The organism is Micromonospora sonneratiae (assembly GCF_042679305.1).
In the GTDB taxonomy this organism is placed as follows: Bacteria; Actinomycetota; Actinomycetes; order Mycobacteriales; family Micromonosporaceae; genus Micromonospora_H; species Micromonospora_H sonneratiae.
Genome location: NZ_JBHTMP010000006.1, coordinates 124,754 through 141,688, shown reverse-complemented (window position 1 = coordinate 141,688; position 16,935 = coordinate 124,754). Strand labels below are relative to the sequence as shown.

The window sequence follows — 16,935 nt, the reverse complement described above, 5'->3', positions numbered from 1 at the left end:
GCCAGTGAGACGAACAAGGAGGCTGCCGTGACGGTGACGGCGATGCGGTCCGGGGCAGCGGCCAGCGAAGTGCACTGGCGGATGCCTGACGTTTTCATGCTGCGCACCGCAGGACTGCCGATCGAGGTCGCCGACGCGCTGGCGTTCGACGACACCTCGGCCTGGACCCGCCGTGTGCTCGACCTGGAGGGCCGACTGCGCCGCACCGGTCAGGAACTGGCCGACGCGTTGCAGGACGCGGTGGCCCGCAACCTGGACGACGGCCAACTGCGCCAACGGCTGATCCGGCTCCGGCGGGACGTCTACAACCTGCGGGCCCCGCGCCAGGCCGACCCAGCCGCCTGGCCGGTCGACCAGCTCGGCGTCGACACCCACGAGCGACTGTGTGACTGGCTGACGACCTTCGCCACGTACCGGGCGGAGCTGGCCGACGGCGCGCAGATCCTGGACCGGGACCTCACCGACCGGCGCACGATCCTCCGGCAGCTGGCCGACGACCCCGACCTGCGCGGCGGCATCCTGCTCTCCTCCCCGTCACTGGACCAGTACCTCTCCACCTATCTGCGCGACACCGGTACGCCCAGCAAGCGGGCCCGCCGGGTGGAGCGTTCGCTGCTCGAGTACGCCTTCCGTACCGCCTGCAAGACCAGCCCGTTCAGCCGGCTCACCACGGTCAACGTGGGCACCTTCCGGGACGACGGCACCGACGTTCTACTGGCGGCCGACATCCGTGACGCAGACGGTCCGACTCCGAAGCGGGCCGGTTCCCGACTCAACCTCGCCACCATCGGCCGGCTGTCCGCGATCGTGCTGGCCGACGAGACGCTGCGCCCCGATCTGCCGGTCACCCTGACCACGGGCTGGCGCATCCAGCACGGCCGGCTCCGCTACCTGCGCCGCCGCCGGATCAGCAACGAGGACGGCGACGCGGCGATCACCATGGAGTCGATCCACGAGTCGCTGTTCGTTCTGCCCACCGGTCAGTTGCTGGCCGACATCCTGGCGGTCTTCGAAGGTGGACAGGTACTGCGACTGGCGACCGTGGTCGAGCGCCTGACCAGCGAGCGACGGCCGGCGGCCGAGGTCGCACAGTACCTGCACCACCTGCTGCGGGTCGGCCTGCTGGTCGTACCCAACCTGCAGCTGGACATCCACGCCGACGACCCGGTCGCCCACTACCAGGCGTCGCTGCGGGAGATCGGCACCGGTTGGGCCGACCGGCTGGCCGACCGGGTGCACACGGTTAACCAGCTGGCCAGCGCCTACCCGGACGAGGACATCGCCGGACGGCGACAGACGCTGGCCGGGATCCGGGCCGAACTCACCGCCGCCCACACCGACCTCTCCCGGCCGGAGATCCCGGCCCCGCGCACGCTGGTCTACGAGGACGCCGCCCTGGTCACCCGACACCCGGTCACCGCCGACCGGGGCCGCTGGGAGCGGGAGGTCCTACCCGGCCTGCGGGCGCTCGCCCGACTGATGCCGGTCTTCGACATCAACCTGCCCCGCCGGCTGGTGACCAAGGGTTTCTTCCGGGCCCGGTACGGGGTCGGTGGCCGCTGCGACGACCTGCTCACCTTCGCCCACGAGTTCCAGCAGGACTTCTTCGAGCACTACAGCGGGCGCTCGATGCGTCGGCGTGCCTTCGACGAACAGAACCGGTACGTCCGGCAGGAGAACTGGTTCCGCCTCGACGAGATCACCGCGTTGGACGACGCCCGGATGGAGGTCGCCCAGCGCATCAACGATGCGTACCACGCCCTGCCCACCGACGCCACCGAACTGGTCCTCGACGACGCCTTCATGACCGAGGTCGCCGCCATGGTGCCGGACCGGCTCGGGGAACTCGACCCGCGCTCGTTCTTCCTGCAGATCGCCGAGGGGGCGGCCGGCACCCGGGTGGTGGTCAACCGGATCTACTCCGGCATGACGCTGCTCTTCTCCCGGTTCGCCTACCTGTTCCAGGACGAGGACCTGACCGGCCGGCTGCGGGCCGAACTGGCCCAGCTGCAACCGGCCGGCGCGGTACTGGCGGAACTCAAGGGTGGGTACGACGCGACCAACCTCAACCTGCACCCGGCGGTGACGCCGTACGAACTGGTCTGTCCCGGTGAGATCAGCTTCCGACCGGAGGCCGAGCAGATCCACATGGACGACCTGGTGATCACCCACGATGCCGGGGCCGACCGACTGGTCCTGCGGTCCCGCCGACTGGACGCCGAGGTCATCCCGGTCTACCTGGGCTTCCTGTTGCCGATGGCGCTGCCCGAGGTGCAACAGGTACTGCTCAACTTCGCCTACGTCGGAATGGCCCAGCCGGACCTCTGGGCCGGAACCACGGTGCCGCTGCCTGGGCGGGGGATCGCCACGTATCCCCGGATCCGACACCGCGACCTGGTGCTGCAACGTCGCATGTGGAAGCTGCATCCGGACTACCTGCCGCCGGCGCGTACCCCGGACCAGTCCGAGGCGGACTGGGTGCTGAGCTGGGCCCGTTGGCGCAGGGACAACGACCTCCCCCGGCGGGTGTTCGCCACCGCCGAGGGGGGCCGGCGCAGCGACGGCGACGCCGTCGACGGCGCCGGTGGGGGCGGTGCGGGCGACCCCGCCGGACGGCCCGAGCACAAGCCGCTCTACGTCGACTTCGACAGCCCGTTCTCGCTCTACCTGCTCGACGCCCTGGCGCGGCGGGCCGGCAGCCGGTTGGTGCTCAACGAGATGCTGCCCGACCGGGACGAGCAGGTGCTCCGTGGCGGGGCCGGCTCCTACGTCACCGAACTGACCGTCGAACTCAACGGCATGCGCATCGAAAGGGGCGAACATGGCTGACGTACCGTCGCCGGTCGACCACCAGTGGCTCAGTGTCCACGTCTTCTACGCCAGCAACGCCAACCCGATGCTCGTCGAATGTGTACAGCCCCTGGTCGACCGGCTCCGCGCCGATGGCCTGATCACGCGATACTTCTTCATCAAGTACTGGATGGAGGGGCCACACGTACGGCTGCGGGTGCTGCCCGCTCCCGGCGTCAACCCGGAGCTGGTCCGGACCGAGGTCGACACGGCCGTCGCCGAGTTCCTTCGTCGCCGGCCGGCGCTGTACGAGACCGACACCGAGGGCCTCGGTGACCTGTACAAGCAGATGTACCTCGCCGAGTACGGCCAGGAACGCTGGGACGCCGAGTACGGCGACGGCGTCATGCCGTTCCGTCCGAACAACAGCTTCGCCCACATCCCGTACGAGCGGGAGTTCGGCCGGTACGGCGGACCGGCCGGCATCGAGGTCGCCGAGTGGCACTTCGAGAAGTCCAGTGACGTCGTGCTCGACCTGTTGGCCACCACCAACGTGCACGTCCGGCCGGTCCTGCTCGGCCTGTCCGCCCAACTGTCGATGATGATGTGCGCGGTCTTCTTCCGGGACGAGCACCGTATCTCGGACTTCCTGGACGACTACCGCAGGTTCTGGGAGGTCTCCTACCAGGAGCCCAGCGACGAGTACCACGGCAGCTTCGACAACAGCTACCGCCGGATGAGCAGTTCGCTGCGGGACCGGCTGGCGGCGCTGCGCCGCAGCGCGGCGGACGACACCGTCACCTCGACCCTCGGCATCGAGGGACGCTGGTTGGCCCACTGCCGGGAACTGCGCCAGCGGGTGGTGGAACTGGTCGAGTCCGGACAGGTGTGGTTCCAGCGCGGCGGTGGCGAGCCGACTCCCGCCACGGACCTCGACGCGGCCATGTCGGTGCTGCTCAGCTCGTACATCCACATGACCAACAACCGGCTCGGCGTCAGCATCCTGGACGAGATCTACCTGTCGTACCTGATGCGCAACGCCCTGCTCGACGAGCTCAAGCCGGCCGGCGCGTAGTGACCGCCACGGAAGCCACCACGGCAGAGCCCACCCCGGACCCGCCCGCCGAACTGCCGGCCACGGTCTGGTCCCGTCCTCGGCTCCGGCCGGAGATCGTCCTCGGGCCCGGTCAACGCAAGGGTGACGTGGTGATCCACCACGTGCTGGATCCGGTGACCGGGTGGTTCTACCGGGTCGGTCCCCGCGAGCACTTCCTGATGTCCCGGTTGGATGGCCAGCACGGGTTGGACGAGATCGCCGAGGAGTACCTCGCCGTCTTCGACCGCCGGCTCGGCCCGCAGAACTGGCAGCAGCTCTTCACCATGCTGCACCGACGGCAACTGCTCGACGGAGCCACCGACGAGCGGTCCCTGGCGAAGCTCGCCGAAACCGCCGCCGCCGGCGCGGCCAGGGCCAAACGGGGTCCGTTGCAGGCCCGGTTCCCGCTGTTCGACCCGGGCCGGTTGTTCGGCCGGGTGCATCCGTGGCTGGCACCGTTGTTCAGCCAGTGGTTCGTGGCCCCCGCCCTGCTGGCGGTGCTGGCCCTGGACGGCTACGTGGCGTACGACTGGCGGCGGCTGACCGAGGCCGTCGGCGAGAGCCGGCAGGGCTGGCTGCCCTTCCTGGCGGCGATCGTGATCGCCTGGGCGATCATCTTCCTGCACGAATGCGCCCACGGTCTGACCTGCTGGCACTTCGGCGGCCGGGTCAAGGAGATCGGGGTGATGTGGCGGTTCCCGATGTTGGCCCCGTACTGCAAGGTGGACGACGTGGTGCTGCTGCCCCCGGCCCAGCGGGTGGCCACCGCGTTCGCCGGGGTCTTCGTCAGCCTGCTCGCCCTGCTGCCGTTCGCGGCGGTCTGGGCGCTGGCCGCCGACGGCGGTACGGCTCACCGTCTCTCCGGTGCGGTGCTGCTCTTCGGCACGGTCACCGCACTGCTCAATCTGGTGCCGTTCCTGCGTCTGGACGGCTACTACATGCTCACCCACGCACTGAACCTCAGTGACCTGCGGTCGGAGACCTACCAGTTCTACCGCCGGCTGGTCCGGGGCGGTCCGAAGACGGTGGCCGGCTACCAGGTCCGGGACCGGATCGCCTACGCGGTGTACGGCTTCGCGAACGTCGCCTTCGCGGTGGTGATCTGCACCCTGCTGGCCCGGTTCTGGTACGCCTCGATGCGGGAGTGGATCGGCGCCGGTTGGGCGGTTACCGTACTGGTCGTCGAGGCTGTGCTGCTGGTGCTGCTCGTCTGGTACGGCGTACGCCGCGCCGAGCGGCTGAACGCGAAGAGCGGCTGAACGCAGTCCCCACCCCGGTGCTGCTGACCGGACCACCAGGTACGCGGCACCGGGGCGGGATGACACCCGACGATCAGAGTCGACGCCCCAGCGCGGCGGACGCGTTTTCGGTGGCCACCTGCCGGGCGAACTCCGCACCCCGATGGGCGACCGCCGCCGTCGGGTCGTCGGTGCCCATCGGGAACGGCCAGTCGCTGCCCAGCACCAACCGGTCAGCCCCGAAGACCGACACGGCGAGGTCGACCACGGCCGGGTCGTGGGCCAGCGAGTCGACGTAGATGGCCCGTACCGCCTCTGCCGGAGTGACGGAGAGCCGCGGTACGCCCGGCCGGGACGTCGCGTGTCCCCGTTCCCAGCGCCCCACCACCGTCGGCAGGCAACCGCCGCAGTGGACCAGGACGATCCGGATGCGCCGGTAGGTGCTCAGCACCTCCCCGAAGACCAGTTGGCCGGCGGCTACGGTCGTCTCGACCGGGTTGCCGAGCAGATTGGCCAGGTAGTACGGCTCCAACCGGCGATCCGGCGAGTGGGCCGGGTGCAGTTGCACGGTCCGCCCGTCCTCGTCGAGCCGCCGCCACAGCGGTTGCAGTTCCACGGCGTCCAGGGACGTCGACCTACCGCCTGCGGCACCGACCACACCCGCCCAGCGGGCGTCGGTGGCGATGCGTTCGTATTCGACGGCGGCCACCTCCGGGTGTTCGAGCGGGAGGTAGGCCAGGGGGGTGAGCCGGGGTCGGTCGGCCACCGCGGTCAGCAGGCCTTCGTTGACGGCACGGGTCCACGCCATCGCGTCCGGGGCGGACAGGTGCTGGCGGTAGAACGGCGGCGGCACGCTCACCACGGCCTCGTCCAGCCCGGCCGAGTCGAGGTACCGCTCGAGTCGCTCGGGGTGGTAGAGATCGACGGGTCCGACCCGACCACCGTCGAGTACGGCCACCGCGTTGTCGTCGATCTCGACCTGGGGCAGGTCGACCGTACGCAGGTCGGGGGCGAGGTGGGTATGGATGTCGATGCCAGGCACGTGCTGTCCTTAGAGAGTTGATTGTTCGCCGTCGAAGCCCCGTCGGTGGCGGCACCGACGAGGAGACAATGGCGTTAAAGCTGGATAAATCGGGCTCGCTCGCCGCCGCCCATCGGGACGTTCACCGAACGGGAGAAGAACCCGGGAGAACAGCGGGCTGGACCACGGCCGGCACAGGGCCTCCCGGGCGTGGTCCAGCCCGACTTCATCGGGTGAGTCGGGACCTGGCAGCAGGCTTGCTGGGTACGGGTTTACCAGGCGCGGCGTCGGCCGTCATCTTGGCCACCACGCGATCCGCCGCATGCTGGATGTGGATCCGCACGGCGGCCACCGCAGCCTCCACGTCGTGCGCTATGCACGCTTCGAGGATGGCCATGTGCTCCCGAACCCGGTCCTCGCTCTGGCTGGTCGGAGTGACGGTGGCGAACCGGTACCGCTCGCTGTTCTCCCAGACCGGTTCCAGTCCGCGCAGCAACCAACGCGACCCGGCCGCCCGGTAGATCGTGAAGTGGTACTCGGTGTGTGCCCGGCGGGCGGCCGTGGCGTCCCCGCGTTCGGACGCGGCCACGTGCTCGTCCAGGGCCGCCTGAGCCCGCCGGGCATCGTCCGGGGTGAACCGGGCAGCCGCCCGTTCGATCAGCACCGACTCCATCGCGATCCGCGTCTCGTGGGTGTCGATCGCGTCCTCCACGGTCAACGGCATGACCCAGGCACCCTTGTGCTGCACGACCTCGACCAGCCCGATGGCGGCCAGTCTCCTGATCGACTCCCGGACCGGGCTCATGCTCATGCCCAGCAGGTCGGCCATCTCGTTGAGCCGGAGCGGGGTACCGGCCGGCAGTCGTCCAGTCAGGATCGCTTCGTGCAGGGTCGCCGTCGCCGAATCGACGAGCGTGCGGTGTTGTCCGTTAGCTCCGCCGGGGGTCACTCGGCTGCCATCGCTGACGTCGCTCAGGACCGTTCTACGATGTGTCACTGCCAATGTGTGCCTCCGGATAGAGCTGCTGGCGGGTTCTGTCGGTGTCCTAGACGGCGAGACATGCGCGACCTACTCCTGGATAATGTGCATGTCCGTCGATTCCCCACCGCGCGGCCCACGTAACGACATCATTTTATCCAATGTCCAAATGCCCACGGCGATGCGCTGAACGGACACACCCCACTCTGATCGACTCAGTGCAGCCTGGTGAGCCTGACCCTGTTACGTAGCTCGCCCAGTCCCTGTACCCGGGTCACCACCAGATCGCCGTCGGCGAGGAACACCTGCGGGTCGCGGGCGTTCCCGATACCGCTCGGGGTCCCGGTCAGCACCACGTCGCCGGCCCGCAGGGTCATCCCCCAGCTGAGTTCGGCGATGATACGGGCGAACGGGAACGCCATCTGCGCGGTCGACGCGTCCTGTAGGACGACCCCGTTTACCTCGCACTGGATCCGCATGTTGGCCGGATCCGGCACATCGTCCAGGGTGGTCAGCCACGGACCGAGTGGCATGGTGGCGTCGATGCTCTTGCCCTTGAGCCACTGGCCGCCGTGGGCCCGTTGCAGATCCCGCTGCGACACGTCGTTGGCCACGCAGAACGCCGCCACATGGGACAGTGCGTCCGCCTCGCTCACCGAACGACAGTCCGTACCGATGACGAGCGCGACCTCCGCCTCGTAGTCCCACTTGCCGGAGATCTCCGGGTCGTAGGCGATGTCGTCGTACGGGCCGACGACGGTGTCCGGCCCCTTCGTGAAGAAGGTCGGGTGCTTCGGGCGCTCCGCCGGATCCTGGCCTTCGCGCTTACCGCGCGACTCCTCGAAATGGTCCCAGTAGTTCCAGCCGGTGCACAGAACGTCCCGGTTGAACCGCTGCAACGGCGCACCGAGCCGGACCTGCCCCAGCGGTACGACCTCAGCCTGCGCCGAGGCGGCGCGGACCGCGTCGAGCGCGGCCGCACCACCCCGTACGACATCGTCGACGGTGCCCATGGTCGCGGGCAACAGTGCGACGGTGTCGTCGTCGTTCACCAAGCCGATCCGCGTACCGGATGGATCGAGAACGCTGGCGAGCCTCATCAGCTGTCCTGCCCGTCGTCGAGCACGGCGATCGCGTTGATCTCGATGAGGTAGTCCTTGTTCACGAACTTGGACACCTCGACCATCGTCGAGGCCGGCGGCTCCCCGGTGAAGTACTGCCGGCGTACCGCGTGGATCGCCTGGAAGTCCTCCATGTTGCGGACGAAGACGTCCACCCGCACGATGTCGTCCAGCGTTCCGCCGGCTGCCTCCATCGCCGCCCGCAGGTTCTGGCAGACCTGGTGGGTCTGGGCGGTGATGTCGCCGACCCCGGTGACGCCGCCCTCACGGTTGCGGGCGGTCATCCCGGACACGAAGACCAACCGCCCCTGGGCACGCACCATCGTGGCCTGGGCGAAGTGGCCGTTGGGGGCAGCCAACTCGGGAGAGACAACCTGTTGCTTGGGCATGACATTTCCTTACTGCTTAAAGGGTGGAGCGAGTCAGCGGGCATCCTGCGGGTCGGTGTACCACTCGGGCTGGGTCGGGTAGTGCGGCCCGTCGTAGATCTCGAGCAGGACGCTCTCCTCCTCCGCCAGTGTGGGTCCGTGCAGGCTGCCCTTCGGATTCCAGTAGAACGAGCCCGGGGTGAGGGTCAGCCCGGTGGGCAGGTACGTGTACCGGCCGCTGAGGCAGAACATGAACTGGTTGGATGCGTGCGAATGCCGCAGCGGAATACCGGACCCCTGCTGGAACCGGACCAGTGAGATGGACGCCTCGGTCTCCTCGTTGCGCCAGAGCGCCTTGTGGGAGAGGCCGGCCAGCGTCTTGTCGGCCCAGTCCAGCTCGTCGGTCTGGAGCAGGATCTCCCGGAACCGGGCCAACACGACCCCGTCCGGTCCGGGCACGAGCTGCTCACGGGCCCGGTCCGCCGCCTCAGCGCCGTAGTTGGACGGCTCGGAGAGGTTGTTGGCCCATTCCTGCGGATCGATTCCGTCCGGCACTGGCGGGGTCGGTACGACCACCGGTTGCTCCGCCATCAGTGGCCCTCTTCCCCGACCAGGTTCTCGCCGAGGCACTTGAGTTCGATGAGCCGGCAACGGTACCGGGTCGTGCCGTTGTTGGTCAGCATGTGGATCTCACCCGGCTCGCGGTAGACCACACCACCCACCGCCTCGTGCACCAGGCGCGGGTCGCCTCCCTTGAGTGCGTCGATCCGGTTGTCGGCGGCCTCCAGGGCGATCACCAGGTACGGGTTGAGGTGATGGTGCCAGGGCTGCTGCTCACCGGGGCTCAGGGTGATCTCCCAGACGCGTACCTGGTCGTTCTCGAAGACCACCGACTGGCCGATGGCACCGAGCTTGACCTCGGACCCGTCCGGAGCGATCGCGTGACCGTAGTTGTCCATCGTGGATGGTTCCTTTCCGAGTGTCGTGACGACAGGGCGACTCAGGCCGCGTCGCGGGGCGGCTGGCAGCCGGTGATCCGGGCGTAGAGTTCGGCCGCCAGGTCGGTGCCGGCGGTGGGATCGAACGGGACGATCGCGGCGACGTGGCCATCCGGCCGGACCAGCACCAGAGTGTCGTCCTTGACGCCGAACCGGCGACGCACCCGCTCACCCGGGTCGAACAGGGCCCGGTCGCGCAGTCCCGAGTCGTGCGGCGCATCCCACCGGCTCACCACGTAGTGCCGCAGGGCAGGCGAGTCCTGCGGCGGCAACGCCGGAACCCGACGCGGGTCGGTGAAGTAGAGCGCGACGAAGGCGTCGGCGACCAGGTCGTGCAGGTACACCTGTCCCCGGGGACCGAACATCGGCAGGTCGGGGCAACGGGCACCGGCGAGCACCGGCAGTGGCTCGTCGCCGGCGGCGACCATGGACCAGTCACCCGTACCCTCGACGTCGAGGCGTACGCCCAGCATGGCTCGGGTGAACGCGTTCCCCCAGTTGCCGTCGGTCATCACCCCCGGGTCGTCGGCCCGCCGGGCCATGTACGCCCGGGCCGCCGCGGCCATCGCCGCCGACCCCTTCGTGGCCACTGGCTCCTGTTCCGCCTGGTACGCGTCGAGCAGGCTCGGCTCCGCCCAGCCGCGCAGCACCCAGGCCATCCGCCAGGGCAGGTTGGACGCGTCGAGCACGCCGGTGTTGAGGCCCAGCGCCCACATCGGGGTGATCAGGTGCGCGGCGTCGCCGAGCAGGAACACCCGGCCGTCCTGCCACCGGTCGGCCACCCGCTGGTGGACGTTGTAGACGTTGGTGCCGATGATCTCCAGCACCTTGACGTCACCGATGAACCGGCGGGCCTTCTCCGCCAGCTCCTCCCGCGTCGGCTCGGCCTGACCGGCCGGCAGCGGGTAGAGGAACCGCCAGCAGTGCGGCTGACGGACGAGGATCATCCACTCCTGCGGGTCGCCGAAGTAGGCCAGGTACGGGTAGTCGCGCGGGTTCTCCACGTCCAGGTCGACCTTCAGGTCGACGAGCATGTACCGCTCCTGGTACGTCTCCCCCTCGACGACGGCCCCGATCTGGTCCCGTACGGACGACCGGCCACCGTCGCAGGCCAGCAGGTAGCTCACCGGCACGGTCCGCTCCCCGTCGGCCGTGGCCAGCCGCAGGTCGACCCGGTCGGCGTGCTGGGTGAAGTCGAGCAGCCGGTGCCCCATGTGCAGGGCGTCCGGGGCGGTCTCGTCGAGCCGCTGGCGCAGGATCGGCTCCAGCTCGTGCTGCGGGATGTTGATGACGAACGGGAAGCGGGTGTCCTCGGTCAGCTCGCCGGTCCGGACGCTGAGCGTCTGGGTGTTCGTGGCCCGGTCCAGCTCGCCGATCTCGTCGATGCGCAGGGCCCCGGCGAGGACGTCGTCCAGCGCGCCGTAGCGGTGCAGGACCTCCAGCGTACGGGTGAGGACCGTACCGGCCTTGGTGTCCAGGGACAGCCGCTCGTCCTCCTCGAAGATGACCACGGGAACGCCGTAGTGGGCGAGCCCGAGGGCCGTCACCAGGCCGACCGGCCCGGCTCCGACGATGCCCACCGGCAACTGCGTGCTGCTCATTTCGCCTCGCTCTTCGTGTATGCCCGGTCACGGGTGAGGGTCGACCCGGTCATGGTCGCGGCTGGTGAGAGCAGGAAGAGCAGCGGCCCGACCACATCGGCGGGCTGGCCGATGCCGGTTGCGCGTTCCCAGTGCTCACGTTCGCCGCCGGCGGGGTTGGCCTGACGGAACTGCGGGGTGTCCACCACACCGGGGAAGACCGTGTTCACCCGGATACGGTGCTCGGCCACCTCCGCCGCCAGTGACTTGGCGAAGGCGATCAACGCACCCTTGCTGGCCGCGTAGGCGGAGGCCTGGGCCCGGCCGGCGGTGGCCAGCCCGGAGGCGAAGACCAGGATCGTGCCCGACCGGCGGGCGATCATTTCCGGCAGCACCGCCTGGGCACACCAGACGACACCATCGAGGTTGACCGCCAGGGTGTGCCGCCACTGCTGCGGATCCATGTCGACCACGTCGGAGCGGGGCTGGACCGCCGCGCCGGCGACCAGGGCGTCGATCCGGCCGTGTTCGGCCCGGACCCGCTCGACCGCGGCGAGGACCGCGTCACGGTCGGAGACGTCCACCAGGTGGTGGACCACCCGTCCACTGGGGTGTTCCTGCCCCGCCACCACGTCGAACACCGCCGCCGTTCCACCGGCGTCCGCGTACGCGTGGGCGAGAGCGGCACCAATGCCGTTCGCACCGCCGGTGACGATGAGAACGTCGCCGGTGGCGTCAAAACTGGCCTGCATGCCTGATCCTTCCTGTCAGTCGTCGGGAATGCCGAATCAGTCGGCGGTGTCGGGCTCGGAGAGTGATACGCCCAGCCCGGCCGCCACCCTGGTCAACCCGGTGAAGACCGACGGCTCGAGGGCGACGCCGTAGCGCAGCGCGCGGGCGTACCGGGCCGCCTCGATGTCACCGGGCAGATAGACCTGCTCGACCCCGGGTGCCCGGTTCGACGACAGCACCTGGTCGGCCAGGTCGGTCACCCGACGGGCCACCTCGTCGGCGTCGTCGAACGCCGTCACGTCGAGCGCCAGGAAGAAGTGCGCGCAGTCGTTGGGCACGGTGGTGTCCGCGTACAGCCCGTTGACGTGCCGCCCGTACGCGCCGCCGGAGAGGACCCCGGTGAGCACATCGATCATGAGGGCGAGGCCGTAGCCCTTGTGACCGCCCGAGGGCAGCAGCAGGCCCTTGATGGCGGCGGCCGGGTCGGTCGTGGGTCGACCGTCGACGTCGGTCGCCCAGGTCGCCGGGATCTCCCGTCCCTCACCGGCCGCCAGCCGGATCTTGCCGAGGGCCGCCTCGGAGAGGGCGATGTCGAGGATCACCGGCTCGCCGTCCGGTCGGGGCACCCCGATCGCCAACGGGTTGTTGCCGACCACGGCCGAGGCGCCGCCCGGGGCGGGCATGAGCGGCCGGGTGTTGGCAGCGGCGATACCGATGCAGCCGCTGGTCGCCGCGAGACCCACATAGCGGAAGGCGCCGCCGAAGTGGAACGCCCGGCGGACCGTGACCGCGCCGATCCCGTACGCCTGGGCCTTCTCCACGGCCAGGCGCATGGCCTGGTCGCCGGTGAGCTGGCCCAGCGCGTGCCCCGCGTCGAGGACCGCGACGGCCCCCTTGTCGCGAATGACGTCGGCCTCTTCGGCCCGGGTCACCGAGCCGGCCTGGATACGCTCGACGTACATCGGCACGAGCATCACGCCGTGCGAGGGGATTCCCCGCATGTCGGCGTCCACAAGGGATTCGGCGACGACGTGGGCGGCCGGGTCGGAGAACCCCAGGGCACCGAAGACCGAGGCCACCGCGTCGGTGAGCCAACGTACGGGAACAGTGTTCCGACCTGTCTCAGTGCTCATTTCCGCTCCGCCCACGGTACGAAGAAGCGCTCGACACCGGAGATGACGTAGAACAGCGCCACGCTCATCACGCCGAGCAACGCGATCGCGGCGAACGCCAGTGCGGTGTCGGCGCTGGCCCCGGACGCGACGATGAGGTAGCCCAGTCCCTCGGTGGCCCCCTGGAACTCGGCGATCACCGCGCCGATCACGGCGAGGGTGATGGCCAGCTTGAGACCGACGAAGAGCTGCGGGATCGCCGCCGGCATCCGGATCATGCGGAACATCTGCCACCAGTTGACCTTCAGGGACCGGGCCAGTTCGACCAGGTCGGGTGGGGTGGCGCTCAGCCCGGCGGCGGTGGAGATGACGATCGGGAAGAAGCAGACCAGGAAGACCATGAAGACCTTCGGCAGTTGGCCGAAGCCCATCCAGACCACCAGCAGCGGTGCCACCGCGACCTTGGGAACCGCGTTGAGCATCACCAGCAGCGGGAAGACCGTGCGCTCCAGGACCCGGGAGACACTGACGATCAGGGCCAGCGGCACCCCGACCAGGATCGCCAACACGAAGCCCTGGACCGTTTCCCAGAGCGTGACCAGGGTGCTGTCCCACAGCGGGCCGGCCTGGTCGCTCATGGCCTGCGCCACCAGCACCGGCGACGGCAGGATGAAGCTCTCGACGTCGAAGACGACGGTGATCGCCCACCACAGGACGACCGCGCCGATCACACCGAGGACGGGCAGGACACTCTGCGCCGCCTTCCGCTGCGGGCGGCGGGTACGGTCGCGGCGGGCGCGCGCGGGTGTTGCTGCGGGTGCGGTAGCCGTCACGGTGCCACCTCCTCGGGCGTCATGAGCAGATCGTGCAGTTGGGCGCGGAGTTCGCCGATCTCGGCGGAGTGCCCGTCGTGCCCCAGCGAACGGGGTCGGGCGACGTCGATGTTGATGATCTTGTGCAGCCGGCCGGGCCGTGGGCTGAGCACGACCACCCGGTCCGCCAGCAGTACGGCCTCGTCGACCGAGTGGGTGACGAACAGGACGGTCGCCGCGTGCTTCATCTGCAGGCGTTGCAGTTCGACCGACAGGTCGGCACGGGTCAGCGCGTCGAGCGCCGAGAAGGGCTCGTCCATCAGCAGCACCCGGGGTTGCTGGATCAGTGCCCGGCACAGCGACACGCGCTGCTGCATACCGCCGGACAGCTCGTGCGGCAGGCGCTTCTCGAAGCCGGTCAGGCCGACCAGTTCGAGCAGTTCGTGCGCCCGCTGGCGGGCCTCGCGGCGGTCCAGCCCGAACACCTCGGTGGGTAGCAGGACGTTGTCGAGTACCGAGCGCCACGGCAGCAGTGCCGGCCGCTGGAACATGAAGCCGATGTCCCGCCGGGGCGAGTGGATGGGCGTACCGCCGACGGTGATCTCACCCGAGGTTGCCGACTGCAGGCCGGCAACGAGTCGGAGCAGCGTCGACTTGCCGCAACCGGACCGACCGACGATCGCCACGAACTCCCCGTCGGCGACCTCGAGCGACACGTCGCGCAGGGCCTCCACGTCACCGGCCCGGGTGCGGTAGATCTGTGAGACGTTACGAATTCCGATCATGGTATCGCTCCCTCGCGGTGTGCACAGCCGGGCCGTACACACCGCGGAGTCGAAGAAGGGTCACGAATTACTTGACGACGTCGTACACACCGAGATCTGCGACCTTGGGCGTCGACTTGAGCGTTCCGGTGCCGGCCAGCAGGTTCACCATCCGCTCCACCCGGGCCTGGTCGAGGTGGCCCACCTTGGCACCGTCGACGATGACGTGGGGGCGCATCGCGGTCAGCTCCGCCGCCGCGACCTTCTCGTCGGCGGTCCGCTCGTGCTTCTTGAGCATCTGGGCCGCCTCCTCGGGGTGTTCGACCGCGTAGACCAGCCCCTTGAGCAGCGCCGCCGTGAACTTCTCGACCTGCGCCCGGTCACCTTCGAGCTTGGAGGCGGAAACGAGCAGGGCGTTGCCGTAGAGGTCGGGCAACTTGTCGGCGTACGGCAGCATGGTGACCGTCTTGCCACCGGCCGCCTTCTCCAGCAGCGGCTTACCGGCCACGAACTGGCCGATCGCGTCGACCGATCCGGCCGCCAGCAACTGCGGCAACGACTGCGGCGACGACGGCACGAACTTAACCGAGTTCGGGTCGATGCCGGCCGCCTTGGCGTACGCCGGGAAGATGACCATGTTCGTCGAACCCGCGGCGTCCGCGATGCTGCTGCCGGGCAGCTTCTCCGGCGAATCGATCTTCTTGTCGAGCGAGGCGAGGCCGGCCATGGACTTCTGGTGTACGGCGGCCACGGCGCGGACCGGGAAGTTCTCGTTGGCCTGGGTCGTGATCACCCCGGCGAGGTCGCCCGTGCCGTAGTCGGCCTGCCCCGACGCGATGAGCTTCATGACGTCGACGGTGCCGGTGCCGGGCTTGATGGTGACCTTGAATCCGGCCTCTTCGAAGAAGCCCTTCTCCAGGGCGACGTATGCGTACGCGTCCCGACCGAACGTCCCGAAGGAGGTCAGGTAGGTGACGGCGGTGGCGTTGGACGGTTCTTCCGGCTCAGACGTGCAACCGGCGGCAGTGACAGCAAGAGCAGTCGCGGCGAGGGCCGCGACGAGACGGTTACGACCTGACATGAAACCTCCTGCGAGAGCGGGATTTATCAAATGTCAAACCTGAGGCCCCGTCAAGACCTGGTTTCGAATCGCATTGCTGGAAGTTGGCTGACAATGTCCCGTCAGCCGATCCCCCGTCCCACCTCGCAGGAAGCACGGACCGACGACCACAGCCATCCGATCCGCAGGTGGCCACGACCAATCAAACGACGACCACGGATGCGGCGAGGCCACCCGACCGGCCGGGTAGGGACGCCACCACACCGCCGCGATTCGGGCATACCCAGCCCGTGAGTCTGATCACGTTAGGAACGATTACAGGCAGGGACATTGGTGCGTTACCGGCCGCGCTCCGGACATGGCGCGGGCAGAACACCGCCCGAACGGCTGGTCGACACTCCCCCGGCGGCTGGTGGAGGCCCATCCGACGGTGAGCCGTACGGTCCGCATGTCACGATCCTCCAACCACACGACGTGCCGCCCCGGCTGACTCAGCCCGGGAACCGCCGATCGGCATCCCGGGCCGGACCGAAGTGGACAGAGGGATTTCGGTGGATCAGGACCGCCCCACCCGGGTACTCCGGACGGCCACGGACCGGTGGATCATCCTGCCCGTGACCCTGCTGGGTACGGCCGGCATGGCCTGGCAGTTCACTCAGCCGAGCCGAGCCGGGCAGGGTGGTGGGAGGAACTGGCCTACCGCCTGGCCAGCTCCGTCGACAACACCCGCCGCAACGCGGCGACGACCTCACCGGGTGGGAACCGCTGCGAGGCGACCCGCTCGACGCGGGCCACGGCGGTGAACATCTGCTCCGACGGTGTGCCGCGTAGCACCGCGACCAGCCACCCCTCCAGGTCGACCAGCTCCTCGGGCAGGTCCGGGTCCGCCGGCGGAGCCGGTGGCGGCCCGTCCAGCTCCGGCAACGGCGTACCGGCGGAGGCGTACCGGCCGGGTGGCATACCCACCCGGTACGGGTGCACGCACACCGGAACGCCGGTCGTCACGTCGACCCGGCTGTTCCGGCCCGGTCGGTAGGCGTAGCGACGATGTGGTCGGCCGACCACGTCGAACCCGCCCGGACCGAGCACCTGCGCCGGGCACACCGCGCACGTGTCCTCACTCCACTGTGGTAACGGACCGTCCACCCTCCTGATGCTAGGGGCACGAAGGGTCGCCGCACCATCAGCGCGCCCCCAACGACCGTGGCATGAACCGACCGTCACCGACGTCGCCCCAGATCAGACCCCGGAAAGGGGGAAGTGT

At 69.2% G+C, this 16,935-nt stretch carries 16 protein-coding genes; 3 read left to right on the top strand and 13 right to left on the bottom strand.

All coding sequences use genetic code 11. The features are described 5' to 3' along the window. Positions 1-27 precede the first annotated feature (27 nt). Genes ACFQ4H_RS06165 through ACFQ4H_RS06155 form a run of 3 tightly spaced genes read left to right on the top strand, consistent with a single transcriptional unit; the run spans position 28 to position 5,145 of the window. Complete coding sequence (locus tag ACFQ4H_RS06165; RefSeq protein WP_377567900.1) at positions 28-2,829, top strand: lantibiotic dehydratase; 2,802 nt, start codon at positions 28-30, stop codon at positions 2,827-2,829. After that, positions 2,822-3,865, top strand: coding sequence for a lantibiotic dehydratase C-terminal domain-containing protein (locus ACFQ4H_RS06160; RefSeq protein ID WP_377567898.1), 1,044 nt, complete (start codon positions 2,822-2,824; stop codon positions 3,863-3,865). Before ACFQ4H_RS06165 ends, ACFQ4H_RS06160 begins: the two co-directional genes overlap by 8 nt. After that, positions 3,865-5,145, top strand: coding sequence for a hypothetical protein (locus ACFQ4H_RS06155; protein ID WP_377567896.1), 1,281 nt, complete (start codon positions 3,865-3,867; stop codon positions 5,143-5,145). The genes ACFQ4H_RS06160 and ACFQ4H_RS06155 overlap by 1 nt, the downstream gene beginning before the upstream one ends. A gap of 73 nt (positions 5,146-5,218) precedes the next feature. Here ACFQ4H_RS06155 and ACFQ4H_RS06150 read toward each other — a convergent pair whose 3' ends face one another. From ACFQ4H_RS06150 to ACFQ4H_RS06090, 13 genes are all read right to left on the bottom strand, one after another. Beyond that, entirely contained in the window at positions 5,219-6,166 is a 948-nt protein-coding gene (locus ACFQ4H_RS06150) for an amidohydrolase family protein (protein WP_377567895.1), read from the bottom strand. Between the two features lie 205 nt (positions 6,167-6,371). Continuing rightward, entirely contained in the window at positions 6,372-7,142 is a 771-nt protein-coding gene (locus ACFQ4H_RS06145; RefSeq protein WP_377567893.1) for a GntR family transcriptional regulator, read from the bottom strand. 197 nt (positions 7,143-7,339) lie between these two features. After that, a complete protein-coding gene (locus tag ACFQ4H_RS06140; RefSeq protein WP_377567891.1) occupies positions 7,340-8,224 on the bottom strand; it encodes a fumarylacetoacetate hydrolase family protein in 885 nt (294 codons plus the stop codon). Beyond that, positions 8,224-8,634, bottom strand: a complete 411-nt coding sequence (locus ACFQ4H_RS06135; RefSeq protein ID WP_377567889.1) for a RidA family protein — start codon at positions 8,632-8,634, stop codon at positions 8,224-8,226. The genes ACFQ4H_RS06140 and ACFQ4H_RS06135 overlap by 1 nt, the downstream gene beginning before the upstream one ends. Positions 8,635-8,667: 33 nt before the next feature. Beyond that, positions 8,668-9,204, bottom strand: a complete 537-nt coding sequence (locus ACFQ4H_RS06130) for a cupin domain-containing protein (RefSeq protein WP_377567887.1) — start codon at positions 9,202-9,204, stop codon at positions 8,668-8,670. After that, a complete protein-coding gene (locus ACFQ4H_RS06125; RefSeq protein ID WP_377567885.1) occupies positions 9,204-9,572 on the bottom strand; it encodes a cupin domain-containing protein in 369 nt (122 codons plus the stop codon). The genes ACFQ4H_RS06130 and ACFQ4H_RS06125 overlap by 1 nt, the downstream gene beginning before the upstream one ends. A 41-nt stretch (positions 9,573-9,613) precedes the next feature. Further along, the gene (locus tag ACFQ4H_RS06120; protein ID WP_377567883.1) at positions 9,614-11,212 is read right to left on the bottom strand and encodes an FAD-dependent monooxygenase; all 1,599 of its coding nucleotides are present in this window, start codon (positions 11,210-11,212) and stop codon (positions 9,614-9,616) included. Then, on the bottom strand, positions 11,209-11,943 hold the full coding sequence (locus ACFQ4H_RS06115) for an SDR family NAD(P)-dependent oxidoreductase (RefSeq protein ID WP_377567881.1): 735 nt from the start codon (positions 11,941-11,943) through the stop codon (positions 11,209-11,211). The genes ACFQ4H_RS06120 and ACFQ4H_RS06115 overlap by 4 nt, the downstream gene beginning before the upstream one ends. Before the next feature lie 36 nt (positions 11,944-11,979). Beyond that, a complete protein-coding gene (locus tag ACFQ4H_RS06110) occupies positions 11,980-13,056 on the bottom strand; it encodes an Ldh family oxidoreductase (protein WP_377567879.1) in 1,077 nt (358 codons plus the stop codon). Next, positions 13,053-13,868 carry an ABC transporter permease gene (locus ACFQ4H_RS06105; protein ID WP_377567877.1) on the bottom strand — a complete coding sequence of 272 codons (816 nt, stop codon included), beginning with the start codon at positions 13,866-13,868 and terminating at the stop codon, positions 13,053-13,055. Before ACFQ4H_RS06105 ends, ACFQ4H_RS06110 begins: the two co-directional genes overlap by 4 nt. Beyond that, positions 13,865-14,632, bottom strand: a complete 768-nt coding sequence (locus tag ACFQ4H_RS06100) for an ABC transporter ATP-binding protein (protein ID WP_377567875.1) — start codon at positions 14,630-14,632, stop codon at positions 13,865-13,867. Before ACFQ4H_RS06100 ends, ACFQ4H_RS06105 begins: the two co-directional genes overlap by 4 nt. Before the next feature lie 67 nt (positions 14,633-14,699). Beyond that, entirely contained in the window at positions 14,700-15,692 is a 993-nt protein-coding gene (locus ACFQ4H_RS06095; protein WP_377567873.1) for an ABC transporter substrate-binding protein, read from the bottom strand. A gap of 675 nt (positions 15,693-16,367) precedes the next feature. After that, a complete protein-coding gene (locus ACFQ4H_RS06090) occupies positions 16,368-16,817 on the bottom strand; it encodes a hypothetical protein (RefSeq protein WP_377567871.1) in 450 nt (149 codons plus the stop codon). Between the last annotated feature and the right edge of the window lie 118 nt (positions 16,818-16,935).